Source organism: Rhizobium sp. FG113, assembly GCF_057809895.1.
This window is the reverse complement of the sequence record NZ_JBMDKV010000008.1, coordinates 170,860-185,772: the sequence shown is the minus strand read 5'-3', so window position 1 is coordinate 185,772 and position 14,913 is coordinate 170,860. Positions and strand designations below refer to the sequence as shown.

17 protein-coding genes are annotated in these 14,913 nt (G+C 60.3%); 3 read left to right on the top strand and 14 right to left on the bottom strand.

The features are described 5' to 3' along the window. Positions 1-43: 43 nt before the first annotated feature. The 4 genes from ACODTZ_RS19735 to ACODTZ_RS19720 all read right to left on the bottom strand — a co-directional run bounded on the left by ACODTZ_RS19735 (position 44) and on the right by ACODTZ_RS19720 (position 3,798). Positions 44-805, bottom strand: coding sequence for a M48 family metallopeptidase (locus ACODTZ_RS19735; protein WP_489027396.1), 762 nt, complete (start codon positions 803-805; stop codon positions 44-46). Between the two features lie 88 nt (positions 806-893). Next, entirely contained in the window at positions 894-1,328 is a 435-nt protein-coding gene (locus ACODTZ_RS19730; RefSeq protein WP_489027394.1) for a DUF2852 domain-containing protein, read from the bottom strand. A 145-nt stretch (positions 1,329-1,473) separates the two neighbouring features. After that, on the bottom strand, positions 1,474-2,751 hold the full coding sequence (locus tag ACODTZ_RS19725; protein WP_489027392.1) for a polyhydroxyalkanoate depolymerase: 1,278 nt from the start codon (positions 2,749-2,751) through the stop codon (positions 1,474-1,476). 204 nt (positions 2,752-2,955) lie between these two features. Next, entirely contained in the window at positions 2,956-3,798 is an 843-nt protein-coding gene (locus ACODTZ_RS19720; protein ID WP_489027390.1) for a fumarylacetoacetate hydrolase family protein, read from the bottom strand. A gap of 241 nt (positions 3,799-4,039) precedes the next feature. Here ACODTZ_RS19720 and ACODTZ_RS19715 point away from each other — a divergent pair, with 241 nt between their 5' ends. Further along, positions 4,040-4,636, top strand: a complete 597-nt coding sequence (locus tag ACODTZ_RS19715; protein ID WP_489027450.1) for a nitroreductase family protein — start codon at positions 4,040-4,042, stop codon at positions 4,634-4,636. A gap of 63 nt (positions 4,637-4,699) precedes the next feature. On the opposite strand, the gene gyrB is transcribed toward ACODTZ_RS19715, so the two are convergent. The 5 genes from gyrB to ACODTZ_RS19690 all read right to left on the bottom strand — a co-directional run bounded on the left by gyrB (position 4,700) and on the right by ACODTZ_RS19690 (position 10,036). Beyond that, positions 4,700-7,135: a DNA topoisomerase (ATP-hydrolyzing) subunit B gene (gene gyrB, locus ACODTZ_RS19710; protein WP_112980319.1), complete on the bottom strand. Its 2,436-nt coding sequence runs from the start codon at positions 7,133-7,135 to the stop codon at positions 4,700-4,702. Positions 7,136-7,268: 133 nt separating this feature from the next. Continuing rightward, positions 7,269-7,646, bottom strand: coding sequence for a helix-turn-helix domain-containing protein (locus ACODTZ_RS19705; RefSeq protein WP_489027388.1), 378 nt, complete (start codon positions 7,644-7,646; stop codon positions 7,269-7,271). Further along, a complete protein-coding gene (locus tag ACODTZ_RS19700; protein WP_489027386.1) occupies positions 7,643-8,221 on the bottom strand; it encodes a Smr/MutS family protein in 579 nt (192 codons plus the stop codon). Before ACODTZ_RS19700 ends, ACODTZ_RS19705 begins: the two co-directional genes overlap by 4 nt. Then, the gene (gene mltA, locus ACODTZ_RS19695) at positions 8,221-9,339 is read right to left on the bottom strand and encodes a murein transglycosylase A (RefSeq protein WP_489027385.1); all 1,119 of its coding nucleotides are present in this window, start codon (positions 9,337-9,339) and stop codon (positions 8,221-8,223) included. Before mltA ends, ACODTZ_RS19700 begins: the two co-directional genes overlap by 1 nt. Further along, positions 9,332-10,036, bottom strand: a complete 705-nt coding sequence (locus ACODTZ_RS19690; RefSeq protein WP_018901125.1) for a Tim44/TimA family putative adaptor protein — start codon at positions 10,034-10,036, stop codon at positions 9,332-9,334. The genes mltA and ACODTZ_RS19690 overlap by 8 nt, the downstream gene beginning before the upstream one ends. Before the next feature lie 126 nt (positions 10,037-10,162). Between ACODTZ_RS19690 and ACODTZ_RS19685 the strand changes: the two genes are divergently transcribed. Both ACODTZ_RS19685 and secB read left to right on the top strand, forming a co-directional pair. After that, positions 10,163-10,663 (top strand): FxsA family protein, encoded by a 501-nt coding sequence (locus ACODTZ_RS19685; protein WP_489027383.1) that lies wholly within the window; start codon positions 10,163-10,165, stop codon positions 10,661-10,663. Between the two features lie 95 nt (positions 10,664-10,758). Further along, on the top strand, positions 10,759-11,235 hold the full coding sequence (gene secB, locus ACODTZ_RS19680; RefSeq protein WP_018901123.1) for a protein-export chaperone SecB: 477 nt from the start codon (positions 10,759-10,761) through the stop codon (positions 11,233-11,235). Positions 11,236-11,283: 48 nt separating this feature from the next. Here secB and dnaQ read toward each other — a convergent pair whose 3' ends face one another. The 5 genes from dnaQ to ACODTZ_RS19655 are packed head-to-tail and all read right to left on the bottom strand — an operon-like array spanning position 11,284 to position 14,906. After that, the gene (gene dnaQ, locus ACODTZ_RS19675) at positions 11,284-11,997 is read right to left on the bottom strand and encodes a DNA polymerase III subunit epsilon (protein ID WP_489027381.1); all 714 of its coding nucleotides are present in this window, start codon (positions 11,995-11,997) and stop codon (positions 11,284-11,286) included. Next, entirely contained in the window at positions 11,990-12,601 is a 612-nt protein-coding gene (gene coaE, locus ACODTZ_RS19670; RefSeq protein WP_489027379.1) for a dephospho-CoA kinase, read from the bottom strand. The genes dnaQ and coaE overlap by 8 nt, the downstream gene beginning before the upstream one ends. Next, positions 12,601-13,458 (bottom strand): shikimate dehydrogenase, encoded by an 858-nt coding sequence (locus ACODTZ_RS19665; protein ID WP_489027377.1) that lies wholly within the window; start codon positions 13,456-13,458, stop codon positions 12,601-12,603. The genes coaE and ACODTZ_RS19665 overlap by 1 nt, the downstream gene beginning before the upstream one ends. Next, a complete protein-coding gene (locus ACODTZ_RS19660) occupies positions 13,451-14,050 on the bottom strand; it encodes a Maf-like protein (protein ID WP_489027376.1) in 600 nt (199 codons plus the stop codon). The genes ACODTZ_RS19665 and ACODTZ_RS19660 overlap by 8 nt, the downstream gene beginning before the upstream one ends. Positions 14,051-14,084: 34 nt before the next feature. Beyond that, entirely contained in the window at positions 14,085-14,906 is an 822-nt protein-coding gene (locus ACODTZ_RS19655; RefSeq protein ID WP_047509125.1) for a pyruvate, water dikinase regulatory protein, read from the bottom strand. Between the last annotated feature and the right edge of the window lie 7 nt (positions 14,907-14,913).

Below are 14,913 nucleotides of genomic sequence, written 5' to 3'. Positions count from 1 at the left end.
GAGTGCTGCGATATTTTGGACGGTGGTTTATTGACGGGGCTTATCAGTCGAACTCGATCGCGTGCAGCAGGCTGCCGTGCCGCTTCAGCCAGGATTTCGCATCCTCCATGCCAGGGCACAGCTTCTTGCACAGCGCCCAGAAATGGGGACCGTGGTTCATCTCCTTGAGATGGGCAACTTCGTGGGCGGCGAGATAATCGACGACTGATGGCGGCGCCATGATGATGCGCCAGGAGAAGCTGAGGTTTCCCTCGGCCGAACAGGAGCCCCAGCGGCTGCGCGTATCCTTCATCGAGATCGACTTGATCGGCGCCCGGATCGAATGTGCATGGAACTTTGCGAGCCGCTCGAGATCGGCGCGCGCTTCCTTCTTGAGAAACGTCGCGATACGGCGGCCGAGATGCTCCGGCATGCCGCTCACGCGCAGAACCGGCTTGCCATCGATGACGGTCGCTTCGGTCAGCCCGCGCAGGCTGCCCGTATGCTGAATGCGATGGGACACGCCGCGAAACAGGATCGTGCCGCCATCGTGAAGGCCGGTATCGGCCGAGAATTTCGCGAGCTTGGTCATAAGCCAGCCCTGGTGCCGGTCGAGGAAGGCGTCGACATCGCGTCGCGCCAAGCCGCTCGGGATCGTCATCTTCAGCGCCCGGCCACCGGGCTCGATGCGCAGCGTGATGCGGGTTGCGCGCTCGTGCTGCTTGATCGTCAGCGGCATCAGCCGTCCGGCAACGTCGAGCGTGCGCGTCTCCGGCGGAGCCGGTTTGCGGACACTGCGTCGTGGCTTGGACAAGAGCGGGAACATCGGCATTTTGTATATGATTCGTCGCAATTCCGGTCAAAGAAAAACCGGCACCTGATGGTGCCGGCTGATGTTTCGATGCCGATCGCGGTTACGGCGTCTGGTATTCGGCAACCGGGCCGTTATCGTCGCGCCTGGTGTTCTTGCGATCGCGCATGTAGCGGTCGAACTCGTCCTGATCCTTGGCGCGGCGGAGCTCGCGCACATAGGTTTCGAAATCCTCGCGCATTTCATCGAGCTTGCGGCGTTCTTCCTCGAGCCTGTCGAGCTCGGCCTTGCGCCAATCGTCGAAGGCGACATTGCCCGTCGAGAATTGCGGGCGATAGCGGCCATGCGAACGTCGGCAGCCGGCGAAGAATCCATCGGCGGCACTGTTGGCGTCGCGCTTGAAGCCGCGCAGACGCTCCCCGAAGATGATGTAGGCGAGCATGGCGAGACCCAGAGGCCAGAAAACCACGAAGCCGAGGATCATCAGGGCAATGGTAGCCGGAGTCCAATCCGGGCGAAGCAATGCTGACTGGTTCATCGTGCGGTATCCTCGCATTTTCGCGCCCGGCGAAATGCCGAACGCTGGAAATCGATGTGGTTACCGTTTGACACCGCTTCAAGACGATTTCCGCTCAAATCGGACAAGGCCTTGAAAGCACAAAGCTAATTCAGATGATGCTAAATCAGGTTGATTTGCCGCCCTTGATCACGCGCTTGACCGCAGGCTTTCCGGCGCGGCCATGCTCGCGGACGAAATTGATGATGCGCGGCGCGATCTCGCGGCGAAAACGCGAGCCGTTGAAGACGCCGTAGTGGCCGACATCCGGCTGCAGGTAGTGCATGCGCATGTGGTCGGGGATGTTTGTGCAGATGGTCTGCGCGGCCTTGGTCTGGCCGACGCCGGAGATGTCGTCGTTCTCGCCCTCGACAGTCAGAAGCGCCACGTTGCGGATCGCCGTGGGGTCGACGAGCTTGCCGCGGTGTTCGAGTTCACCCTTCGGAAGCGCGTGCCTGATGAAGACCTGATCGACGGTCTGCAGGTAGAACTCGGCGGTCAGATCCATGACGGCGAGATATTCATCGTAGAAGTCGCGGTGCTTCTCGGCCGGCTCGCCGTCGTTCTTCACCAGGTGCATGAAGAACTCCTTGTGGGCGACCAGATGCCGATCGAGATTCATCGACATGAAGCCCGAGAGCTGCAGGAAGCCCGGATAGACCGGGCGCATGAAGCCCGGCTGCGGCCAGGGGACGTTCATGATCACGTTCTCGGCGAACCATTCCAGCGGCTTGTCCTTGGCCAGCTGGTTGACGGCGGTCGGATTGATGCGGGTGTCGATCGGGCCGCCCATCAGCGTCATCGACGCCGGCGCCAGCGGATCGTTGGCCTCCTCCATGACGGCTGCGGCAGCAAGCACCGGCACGGAGGGCTGACAGACCGCGATCACGTGCGTGTCTGGCCCGAGGAAGTGCAGCATCTCGATGACGTAGTCGACGTAATCGTTGAAATCGAAGGTCCCGTCGGTCATCGGCACCATGCGGGCGTCGATCCAATCGGTGATGTAGATATCCGCGCTCGGCAGCAGCGCTTCGACCGTGCCGCGCAGAAGCGTCGCATAGTGCCCGGACATGGGAGCGACGATCAGGATGCGTGGATCGGGAGCGTGAGCGGCCGGCAGTTTGCGCGAGAAATGCAGCAGATTGCAGAAGGGTCGTGCCCAGACGACCTCTTCTCGAACCGCGACCTTCTTGTCGTCGATGACGGTCTCCGGCAGATCGAAGCACGGCTTGCCGTAGCGACGCGTCGTGCGCTCGAACATCTCGAGCGCTGCGGCCATCGTCCGGCCCCAGGGGGTTTGGGACAGCGGATTGAGCGGGTTGGCATAGGCAAGCCGCATGATATCGGCCACGGCGCGGTAAGGCGCCATCGCGGCATGATTCAGTTCATAAAGCTGGTAAAACATGAGATGCATCACCTTTCTTTCATCTGGAAGATGACGCCTGCTGAAAGGCATCGGGCTCTTTCCAACGATGTGCTGGCATCTCAACGCACAGTAACAGGTTTTTGTTGCACAGCAACATGAGCGATCCGCACCGCAATAAAGAAATGCCGGGGATCCTCTCCCCGGCATGATGCTGCGCTCAAATGCTTAACACTCGTCAAACGCCTAGAGATCGGCCTGAAATGTCTGCTTCTGCGTGCCGAGACCTTCGATGCCGAGCTCGACAACGTCGCCTGCGCGCAGGAAACGCGGCGGCTTCATGCCCATGCCAACGCCCGGAGGGGTGCCGGTCGAGATCACGTCGCCGGGATGCAGCGACATGAACTGGCTGAGATAGGAAACGACGAATGCGACGCCATAGACCATGGTCTTCGACGAACCGTTCTGCATGGTTTCGCCATTGACCTTCAGCCACATGCCGAGGTTCTGCGGATCGGCGACCTCGTCCTTGGTCACCAGCCATGGGCCGATCGGGCCGAAGGTGTCGCAGGACTTGCCTTTGGTCCATTGTCCGGCGCGCTCCGTCTGGAAGGCGCGCTCGGAGACGTCGTGCGAGACGCAATAGCCCGCCACGTAATCGAGAGCGTCGGCTTCGCTGACATATTTCGCGGTCTTGCCGATGACGACGCCAAGCTCGACTTCCCAATCGGTTTTTTCGGAGCCGCGGGGGATGAGAACATTGTCATTCGGGCCGACGATGGCCGAGGTGGCCTTCATGAAGATGACGGGTTCGGGCGGCACCGCGGCGCCGGTTTCGGCGGCGTGGTCGGAGAAGTTCAGGCCGATACAGATGAACTTGCCGGTGCCGGCGACGCAGGCACCGATGCGGCCGGGCTGAAGCTCGGGAAGGGTTTTCGGATCGATCGCCGCCAGCTTGGCCAAGCCCTCAGGCGAGATCGACGCGCCCGCGATATCGGATACATGACCGGACAGATCCCTGATCTTGCCGTCCGCATCCAGCATTGCCGGCTTTTCCTGGCCGATCTCTCCAACGCGCATGAGCTTCATCGAATATCCTCCTCAGCGTGAGCCATGTTTCCATCACCTATGAACGAATTATTCACCGGTGTCATTACGGCTTTTCGTGCGATCGGTACGCTCGTTTAAAAGTCCGGCAAAAATCCGGGCAAGGGGCCACTGTCTTTCCCGCACGGGGTGCCCCACATATCTTGACGGATCCACAAGAGTGACAAGACTGCGTTTGCCGAGGAGATCAAACCCCGGCACCGCGCCACCAACCATCGGAAAGATCAGGACAAAGAGCAACAGCCGCGAATCCCAATACCCGATCGAGCCGATCTTTCTCGACCGCTGGTCGCCCCGCGCCTTTACCGGCGAGATCATCGATGAGGCCGACCTGTTGGCCGTGTTGGACGCCGCGCATTGGGCGCCCTCTTCTGCCAACCAGCAGCCGTGGCGCTTCATCTACACGCTGAACGGATCAAACGACTGGGACAAATTCGTATCGCTCCTGGTCGAGTCCAATCAGGAATGGGCGAAGAATGCGTCCGCACTGATCTTCGTCGTGTCCAAGGGTTTCAGCGGCGACTTTTCCGAGGGGCGCAAGAGCTATACGCACTCCTTCGATGCCGGTACGGCCTGGGGCTATCTGGCGCTTCAGGCCAAGCTTTCCGGCTTCTATGCCCACGGTATGGGCGGCATCAAGCATGACGAAATCCGCGACACATTCGCCATTCCGGAAGGCTACCGCGTGGAAGCGGGAATTGCGTTTGGGCGTCTTGCTGACAAAAGCGTGCTTTCGGAGCGCAACCAGGAACGCGAATTCCCCAGCCAGCGCAAGCCGCTAGCCGAGGTCGCCTTCAAAGGTAAATTCGTAGCCGGATAATGGCGCAACAAAAAAGGCCCACGGCTGGTCAGCCGCAGGGCCGTTTTCGATAAATGCCAGCGATCAGATGTCGAGATTGGCGACGTTTAGCGCGTTTTCCTGGATGAATTCGCGCCGTGGCTCAACCTCATCACCCATGAGGCGGGCAAAGAGACCATCTGCATCCGTGGCATCACTGACGCGCACCTGCAGCAGCGAGCGGACGTTCGGATCGAGCGTGGTTTCCCAGAGCTGCTCGGCGTTCATTTCGCCAAGGCCCTTATAGCGCTGCATGGTCAAGCCCTTGCGGCCGCTTGCGAAAACGGCTTCCAGCAGTTCGCGCGCACCCGACAGTTCTAGGTTGCCGTCGCGTCGCGTCAGCTTCGGCGGCGTCTGGTAGATTTCCTTCAGGCGAGCCGACATCTGGTCGATCAGGCGTGCATCCTGCGAACCGATGAGCGCCATGTCGAGAACCACGACTTCCTTGACGCCACGAACCATGCGCTCGAGACGCAGGCCGCCTTCGCTCGTCAGGCCGCCTTCCCAGCCACGCTCGGTTTCCTCGGCGATAACGTCGAGGCGACGTGCAACTTCGGCCACCAGTTCCTGGGCGCGCGTACCATCGCTGATCGCTTCGGCGTTGAGCGCGCCGGCGATGGCCGCTTGCTCGACGACTGCGCGATTGTAACGCGAATGCAGATTGTCGAGCAGCGCGCGCAGGCGCAGCGCATCGACAATAACTTCGCGCAGATCCTGACCGACGCGGACTTCGCCGCTGCCGAGCGTGAGCGCTGCATCATCCAGACCCTGGGCGATGAGGTATTCCTCAAGCGCCTTTTCGTCCTTCAGATACTGGATCGACTTGCCGCGCGACACTTTATAGAGCGGCGGCTGGGCGATGTAGATGTGACCGCGCTCGATCAGTTCCGGCATCTGACGGAAGAAGAAGGTCAACAGCAGCGTTCTGATGTGGGCGCCGTCAACGTCAGCGTCCGTCATGATGATGATCTTGTGGTAGCGCAGCTTGTCGGCGTTGAATTCGTCCTTGCCGATACCGGCGCCCAGCGCGGTGATCAGCGTGCCGATTTCCTGGCTCGACAGCATCTTGTCGAAGCGCGCGCGCTCGACGTTCAGGATCTTACCGCGCAGCGGCAGGATAGCCTGGTTCTCGCGCGAACGACCCTGCTTGGCCGAACCGCCTGCGGAGTCACCCTCGACGAGGAAGACTTCGGACTTGGACGGATCGCGCTCGGAGCAATCGGCGAGCTTGCCGGGAAGCGAGGCGATATCAAGAGCGCCCTTGCGGCGCGTCAGTTCGCGCGCCTTGCGGGCGGCTTCGCGCGCGGCGGCGGCTTCAACCACCTTGCCGACGAGGATCTTGGCGTCAGCCGGATGTTCTTCCAGCCAGGTGCTCAGCGCCTCGCTGACGAGATTTTCGACGACCGGACGAACTTCCGACGAAACGAGCTTGTCCTTGGTCTGCGACGAGAACTTCGGATCCGGTACCTTGACCGACAGAACAGCCGTCAGGCCTTCGCGGCAATCGTCACCCGTCAGAGAGACCTTCTCCTTCTTGGTGATGCCCGAGGTATCGGCATAGGAGGTGATCTGGCGGGTCAGTGCGGCGCGGAAGCCGGCCATATGGGTGCCGCCATCGCGCTGCGGGATGTTGTTGGTGAAGCAGAGCACGTTCTCATGGTAGCTATCGTTCCACCACATCGCGACTTCAACGGTGATCCCATCCTTGTCACCACGAATGGCGACCGGGCGCTCAACCAGCGGCTTCTTGGCGCGATCGAGGTAGGACACGAAGGCTTCAAGACCGCCATCATAAAGCAGCTCTTCCTGGCGCACGTCGGAATGACGCTTGTCGGTCAGGAGGATGCGGACGCCGGAATTGAGGAACGCAAGTTCGCGCAGGCGGTGTTCGAGCGTATTGAAATCGAACTCGATCATCGTGAAGGTTTCGGAGCTCGGCATGAAGCTGACTTCGGTGCCGGTGAGGCCGCCGGAATCGCCGGTTTCCTTGAGCGGGGCATCCGATACGCCATGCGTGAAGCTCATCTCGTGGATCTTGCCCTGACGGCGGATCTTCAGCTTCAGCCAAACCGACAGCGCGTTGACGACGGAAACGCCGACGCCGTGCAGACCGCCGGAGACCTTGTAGGAATTCTGGTCGAACTTACCGCCGGCATGCAGCTGAGTCATGATGACTTCGGCAGCTGAAATGCCTTCGCCGCTGTGAATGTCCGTCGGGATGCCGCGGCCGTTGTCGGTCACGGTGACGGAACCATCGGCATTGAGCGTGACGGTGACGATGTCGGCATGACCGGCGAGCGCCTCGTCGATGGCGTTGTCGACGACTTCGTAGACCATGTGATGCAGACCGGAGCCGTCATCGGTATCACCGATATACATGCCGGGGCGCTTGCGCACGGCGTCAAGACCTTTCAGGACCTTGATCGAGTCTGCGCCATACTCGGTGCTAACGCCGTTTTCCGTCGCGGGTGTATCGGTCATATTGTCGAGAATTCCCTGTTGTCGATGCCGTGGTGACACGCGGGCGAATCACCGGCCTTAATCACGTTGAATATAGGGTTTTTGCATGAAGTTCCCAATGCCAGCGGTCGCCAAGAGCGCATAAAACAGGGGATTATGACCGTTTTCCGTCGGCGTTTTCAGCATTTTGGAGAACCTCCGACAGTTTTGCCAGGGTCGCCTCATCCAGATGGCGAATAGACCCCGCCAAACGGTTGGCGAAGGTGGTGTATTCGGCCGCCAAACCCGAGGTATCGATGACAATTCGCGGATCGGAAAAGCGCGCGATCAGGAACAGATCGTCGGCCTCATCCCAAATGATGTTGAAGTAGCCGGCGATGCGCTGCAGAAGATCGAACGTCGGGACGCCGCGCTTTCCATGCTCGAGTGCCGAGAGATAGGCGGGAGAGACGTTCAAAGCCTCGGCCATCTGCTTCTGCGACACCCCCTTGCGCTCTCTCAGCTTGCGGATCGCTTCCCCGAACGGCGTCATAGCCGATCGCCCACACGACGAGACAGGCGGATGTAGAGCGCGCCCTCGCCGCCGTGATGCTGCGCCGCCGCCTCGTAAGACGAGATGAGATATCGAAACTCAGGCTTGGAGAACCACATCGGCACGGCACGCTTCAACGCGCCATCGCTGCCGAGCGAACTGCCCTTGCCGGTGATGACGAGGACATGGCGCATGCCGCGATCGTGGGCCCGCATCAGGAATTCGAGCAGCATGATGTGGGCTTCGCTTTGAACGAGGCCATGGAGATCGATGCGCGCCTCAAGCGCGAGGCGGCCCTTGGCGATCTTGCGCTTCACCGGGCGCTCCAGTGGGTGGTGGACGCCACCCGCAGGCTTCGGTGCCGCTGACGGTTCAGGTTGCCCGCTAGCGCCTGCGACCGATTTTGGTGCGGCGGCGGCTTTCAGGTTGGCGACATCCGCTTCCTTTTCGGCCTCTACCAGGAAAGCGTCGAGCTCGTTCATTGCCCCGGCGTTGCCCGGCATGGGGCGCGTGCTGCGGGCAACCTTGCCCCACAAAATGCGTTCATCGGCGCTGAGCTTGCGATCCTTCGCCATCACGCAAACCTCGCGGCAGCTTCGTTCGGGATCAGGATCGCGAAATCGGCGTCGTGGCGCACGGTGCCTGCAAGCTCACCGGCGGCGTCGCCGGAGCCGGTGAAGATATCACCCCGCGCCGGGCCAACGATGGCCGAGCCGGTGTCGAGCGCCAGCATCAGACGCTGGAAGGGCTTTCCATTCTGCAGATGCAGCAGGCCTTGCGAGTGGATGTAGAACGGAAAGCCGAAGGTGTGGATCAGGCGATCGACGGCGAGCGACCGTCCTGCGATCAACGGCACCTTGGCAGCCGCGATCGGGCCGGCATGCTCGTTGTCGATCTCGACATCACGGAAGAAAATGTAGGAGCGGTTGTGCGCGAGAATGTCATCGACACGGTCGGGGTTGATCCCCAGCCAATGCCGGATCGACTGCATGGAGATGTTGGCACGGTCGATTTCGCCGAGATCGATCAGCAGTTTGCCGATCGCCGAAAACGGATGGCCGGCCTTCGCCGCATAGGTGATCCGCCCCGTGCGCCCATCGGAATAGCGCAAGCGTGCGGCGCCCTGGACATGCACGAAGAAGACGTCGACCTTGGATTTTGCCCAGCAAATCTCCAACCCCTGCCCTTCCAGCGCGCCTTTGTCGATGGCGGCGCGGTCGAGATAGGGCTCAATCGTTCCTTCACGCAGGCGGCCGAACATGTAGTACGGATCCATCGAGGCGGGACGGTTGTGATCGTCGAGGTCGATCAGATCGTCGGGGCGGCGGTAGAATGGGAAGCGGTATTCGTCGTCGGGAATATCTGAGACGGCTATCTCGGGCTCGTAAAAGGCGGTGACGAAGCCGGGTTGGCCGTCTGTTCGCTTGATCAGGAAAGGTCGACAGTGCGCTTCAAAGAAGGCTTTTGCCTCGCTTGCCGATGTCGGTCTGGCATCGCGCGCGGCCTGCAGCAGGTCCAGAAGATCGGCGCTGGTCAGGCCCAGCGATCCGGTGCGGTAGGGCTTGGTCTGTTCGATATGCTGGCGACAGGCTTCCATAGCCTCGAAAAGGCTGGAGGGATCATCATCCCGCCAGCCTTCCAGATCGTCAAAGCCTATCGCCTCGAGGGCAAAGCCTCGTTCATCATCACTCATGTTCCGATTCGGTGGCCACGAGTTTCCAGTTCGGATCGCGCGAGCGGGTGTCGCGTGCGAATGTCCAGAGGTCGTTGATCTCCGCAACGGTTTCCGCGTCACCGTCAACAAGGACATCGGCCTTGTCGTAGGTGGCGGAAATCATCTGGCTGATGATGCGCAAGGTGATCTGCGCTTCGCTGCCATTGACCTCGACATTCTTGATTTCGGCCTTATCGATGCCGACGAAGGTGGACTTGACCTTCTCGCCCTTGCTCTCACGATCAGCGATCGCCGCATCGAAGCCTTCGTAGACTTCCTTGGACAGCAGATTCTTGAGCGTCTTGCGATCACCATCGGCAAAGGCCATCACGATCATTTCATAAGCCATGCGGGCGCCGTTGACGAATTCCTTCGGGTTGAAGGAAGGATCGGCCTTGTTCATCTCCCGCAGCGATTCATTGAGCGGCGTGCCGGCTGGCGCGAAGGCGTCGATTGCCGCGAAGCGGTCTTCTTCCTCGCCTGCCGCATCGCGGCGCGGCAGGGTTACGACCTTTCCGGCATCCGGCGTCTCGGGGCCGGCGGCATCGCGCGGCGTGTAGAGATCGCGTGGCGGCTTCTCATTTCCCGTGCGCCGACCAAGGACGTTGCGCAGCTGCAAAAATATCAGCACCGCCGCCACGAGAAAAAACAAAGTGATGAAGTCGTTTGAACCCATATCCCGCCGCAATCTGTTAACATCTAGAATTTGTATACCCATATAGTCTGCATATACAGATGATTCAAATGGGTCCGGTACGTTGGGCCGATTTCAATGGAGACCGGTGAGAGCCGGAGAGAAATAATGCGCCTTACAATGCTGCCTGGTTTTCTGCTGCTCATGCCTTTGGCCGAGATCGCGGGCTTCGTGATTGTCGGCAAGGCGGTCGGTCTATGGGCGACGCTCGGACTGGTTATGCTGAGTTTCGTGGCCGGCATGATGTTGTTGCGCAGGCAGGGCATCGGCATCCTGCAGCGCATGTCGATGGAAGGACGTTCTGGCGCAGTGCCCGGCCGCGAGCTGCTGCGGCCGGCAATGTTCGTCATCGCCGCGCTGCTCCTGATCATTCCCGGCTTCATCAGCGATATCGTCGCGCTGCTCATCTTCATCCCTGCGGTGCGGGATCTCGCGTGGAATTATGTGAGCCGCCGTTTCGTGGTGGTGGGTGCATCCGGACCGTCCCGCACATCGGCGCACTCCCCTTATCGTGATAACAACGCAAACGTCGTCGATCTCGATGCGGACGATTATCAGCGCGACCCGAACGGCAAGTCGCCATGGTCCGGCAAAAGCCTAGGCGAATGAGGCCCTTGCTAGATTAGCGCCGGCTGGCCTAGGGTTGTAACGACATCGTCGAAATGATAGATGCGGCGAAATCCAATGCCCTCGAGGAAAAGCCAATGGACAGCGAAAACAGCAATAACGGCGCAACGAGCCCGAGCCTTACCATTCTAGCACAGTACACCAAGGACCTTTCCTTCGAGAATCCTGGTGCACCGCGTTCGCTGCAGGCCCGCGACAAGGCACCTGCCATCAACATCAATGTCAACGTCAACGCCAACCCGCTTTCCGACACGGACTTCGACGTCGTTCTCTCCTTGAACGCCGAAGCCAAGGAAGGCGACAAGACGGTATTCCATACGGAGCTCGTCTATGGCGGCGTTTTCCGCATCGCCGGCTTCCCGCAGGAACACATGCTGCCGGTTCTCTTCATCGAGTGCCCGCGCATGCTCTTCCCGTTCGCACGACAGATCATTGCCGACGTGACGCGCAACGGTGGCTTCCCGCCGCTGATGATCGATCCGATCGATTTCTCGCAGATGTTTGCCCAGCGCGTTGCCGAAGAGCAGGCGCGCGCAAAGGTTCAGGCGAACTAATTGCTGATCAAATGACCACCGAGATGCCCGGGCCAGCGCCCGGGCATTTTAGTTTGGGCGATCGTATTTGGCCCAGATGCCCTTCTGGCCGAGCTTGGCAATCAGCGCATCATGCTGCTCGGCTTCGTTTTCGCTGAGGCGCGGCGCCAGCGGTCGTGGTCGCTCCAGCGCGACCAAGACAATATCGTCATCGCTGTCGTTGCGTTCCGAGGCGCCGTTGTTTTGCGCCATACCGAGACCAAGCGCGGTCTGGCGGCCACCGATCATCTCGATATAGACTTCGGCAAGCAGTTCAGAGTCGAGCAAGGCGCCGTGCTTGGCGCGATGGGAGTTATCGATCCCGTAGCGACGGCAGAGCGCATCGAGCGAGTTCGGGCCCATCGGATTCTTGCGCCGGGCCATCGACAGCGTGTCGATCACATTTTCGGGAGAGATAGGCGGCAGCGATAGCCGCGCCAGTTCGGCATTGATGAAGCCCATGTCGAAGGTGGCGTTGTGGGCGATCCACTTACCTTCGCCGAAGAAATCGAGAATCTCCTGCGCCACGGCCGCGAAGGGCTGCTTGTCCTTCAGGAACTCATCGGTGATCCCGTGAACGGCGAGCGCGTCCGGATGGACCTTCTGGTCACCGGGATTGATATAGATGTGCAGCGTCTTTCCGGTCGGAAAGTGATTGAAGAGTTCGATGCCGCCAATTTCGATAATACGATCGGTGCGGTTATCAAGCCCGGTGGTTTCCGTATCGAAAATGATTTCACGCATTCGGGAAATCTCCGTTCGCTATCCGCTGTTTCAGGTCCGCGATGATGACACCGACCTGCTCCCTCGCCTGATCGATGCCGTGACCGGTATCGACCACGTAATCCGCGCGCCGGCGTTTTTCAGCATCGGGGGTCTGGCGCGAGAGAATCATATTGAATTTCTCTTCCGTCATGTTCGGACGCGCAAGTACCCGCTCACGCTGAATCTGTGGATCACAGCTGACGACGACGATGACATCGACGCGATCCGCACCTCCGCTCTCGAAAAGCAGCGGTATGTCGAGAAGCACCATCTGTGTGCCTTTTCCACGCTGCTCGTCGAGAAACATTGCTTCGCGCTCGCGGACCAGAGGATGAACGATCTGCTCCAGCTGCTTGAAGCCTTCGGGACGCAACGCAAGCTGCCGGCCCAACTCCTGGCGATCCACCGTGCCATTTTTCACCGAACCTGGAAAAGCCGCCTCGATCAGGGGCGCCGCGGCCCCCGCATAAAGATCATGGACGACCGCGTCGGCATCATTGACCGGCAGACCGGCATCGGCAAACAGCTTTGCCGTGGTCGATTTGCCCATCCCGATCGAGCCGGTCAGTCCGATTTTCAGCATCAATGCTTTTCCATATCCGCGATGATCAAAGCGCGAAGCGTCTCATCGACGACCGGCCGCTTGCCGAACCATTCCTCGAAACCGGGTACGGCCTGGTGCAGCAACATACCCAAACCATCGACCGTCGCGAAACCCTGTTCCTCAGCCTGCGCGAGAATAGGCGTCTTTAGCGGCACGTAGACGATGTCGGTGACAACGGCGTCTGACTGCAACGGAGAGAAATCGATATCGGGCGCGATCTCACCTTCCATGCCCAGCGACGTGGTGTTGATAAAGAGGCCGGCGCCTTTCATCACTTCGGACAGAGCCGCCATCGGATGCGGGTGCACCGCTTCTCCAAAGCGATCCGCGAGCTCAACTGCGCGGGCGACGGTGCGGTTGACGAGATGGATTTCCCTGATCCCACGATCGCGAACGGCCTGGATGACGGCACGGCTGGCGCCACCCGCGCCGAGGATGACCGCCGACCGCACCTTGTCCCAGCCGGGATGGCGTTCATCCAGATTTGCGGTGAAGCCACGGCCATCAGTGTTCGTGGCCTTCAGCTTGCCGTCCTCGAGCCAGAGCGTGTTGGATGCACCAAGCTCGCGCGAGAGATCATCCGGCTCATCAGCCAGCTTGAATGCCATCTCCTTGTGAGGGATCGTGACGTTGCCGCCGACAAAACCAGAGGCGCCTGATTTCAAGGATAGGATGAAAGTTGGAAAATCGTCCGGCGCGACTTCATGGGTGCGGTAGCTTCCGTCGAGCGACAGCGACTTCAGCCAATATCCGTGGATGATCGGCGAGCGCGAATGCTTGACGGGAAAGCCGGTGACGAAGGCGCGCGGGCCGATTGTTTCACGTGAATCATCCATCGATCGCACCCAATTCTCTCAGTTTTTCCAGGAGCGGCAGCATCGGCAGCCCCAAGATGGTGAAGTAGTCGCCATCGATTTTCGAGAAGAGCTGCAGTCCCTCCCCTTCGAGCTGGTAGGCTCCGACGCTGCTCAACGCACGCTCGCCGACCCGCTTCAGATGCCGCTTGATGAAATCATCGGTGAGCGGACGCATGGTCAGTTCGGCGCGCGAGACATGCTCCCAGATGATGTCGCCGTTGTAAGCGAGCGCGACCGCGCTGTTCAGCCTGTGGGTTTGTGCGGACAGTGCGGCGAGATGGCCGGCCGCATCTTCCATGCTCTTCGGCTTATGAAACGTGCGCTGCCCCAGCGACATGGTTTGGTCGGAACCGATCACGATTGCGCCTTGTGAGCGATCACTCACCTCCCTGGCTTTGGCCTTGGCCAGGACCAGCGCGATCGCGTCAGGCGTTGCGCCATCTCGTTCGAGCGGCGCTTCGATGGCGCGCTCATCGACCTTCGCGGGATGAGCCTTAAAGGACAGGCCGGCGTTTTCCATCAGCATGCGACGGAAGGGGCTGGAGGAAGCGAGTATGAGTTTCGATATCATCTGTGCTCTCGGCGCGGTTGGCTAGGGGCAGCGCTTAGCGCAGCTTGGGACGCAGGGCAACGATTGCTGCCGCCGTCTCCTCGATGGAACGGCGGGTGACATCGATGAGCGGCCAGTTGTGGCGGGCGCAAAGCGAGCGGGCATATTTGAGCTCTTCCGATATGGCGGCGCGATCCGTGTAGTCGCCGCGATCGAAGCCCGGCGTCGCGCCGAGGTCGCGATTTTCACGAACCTGGGAGATGCGATCGGTGGTGGCGATCAGGCAGACGATGAGCGGCTTGGTCGCTTCGAAGAGGCTTTCCGGCAGGGGAACGCCATAGACGATCGGAATGTTGGCGGTCTTGATGCCACGATTGGCGAGATAGATGCTGGTCGGCGTCTTCGACGTGCGGCTGATCCCGATGATGACGACGTCGGCGTCATTATAATCATCCGGCATCTGGCCGTCGTCGTGATCCATCGTGAAGTTCAGCGCTTCGATGCGCGCGAAATATCCGGCGTTCATGACATGCTGGGCGCCGACCCGGCGACGCGACGGCGCGCCGAGATAAATCTGAAACGCATTGAGAACGGGCTCCAGAACATTGACCGAGGCCACGCCCATTTCGAGGCAACGCTCGTCGATCAGCGTGGCGAGCTCGCGATCCACGATCGTGTAGAGCACGATGCCCGGTTCACCATCGATCGCCTGCAGGACTGTCAGCAACTGCTTTCGATTGCGGATCAGCGGATAGACATGCTCGATCGGCTGCGCCGACTTGAATTGAGCCGATGCCGCGCGGCCGGCCGAAATCAGCGTTTCGCCCGTCGAGTCAGAAATGAGATGCAGATGGAAGAAGTTCGTACGGTTCTCCACGCTATTT